The following is a 351-nucleotide window of genomic DNA, read 5'->3' on the forward strand; positions in this document are numbered from 1 at the left end:
ATCAAATATAGAACGGCTAAAAATAAGCTCCAAGCGTTAACGCTGACTCCAAAAATCCGATAACGTTCATCGACATACATGATTAACACTACCGCCCCCAATACACTAAGCGATAATAATTTTCCCATGTACCTCGTTTTAGAAAATCTGATCAGTACATAACCAATCACAAGAAGGAAACAAGAGATCCAGGCTAAAACCTCAGCCGTAGTATCTAAAAAGACAGGTGTTGCTGTATTAGACAAAATAAGGATCGCGTAAGTAGGGCCTATCAACAAATAGGCGATCAAAACACGCAGCAACATCCAAATCATATTTTTTATCATTACGCTCAAATCCACTCACTCGCAT

Annotated in this window: 1 pseudogene; it reads right to left on the reverse strand. The window is 38.7% G+C overall.

What is annotated here, in order from left to right:
• Nucleotides 1-326, reverse strand: a pseudogene (locus tag AB4512_RS23370) (hypothetical protein); the annotation flags it as partial.
• Between the last annotated feature and the right edge of the window lie 25 nt (nt 327-351).

It is taken from the genome of Vibrio sp. 10N.222.52.B7 (assembly GCF_041474275.1).
In the GTDB taxonomy this organism is placed as follows: domain Bacteria; phylum Pseudomonadota; class Gammaproteobacteria; order Enterobacterales; family Vibrionaceae; genus Vibrio; species Vibrio crassostreae_C.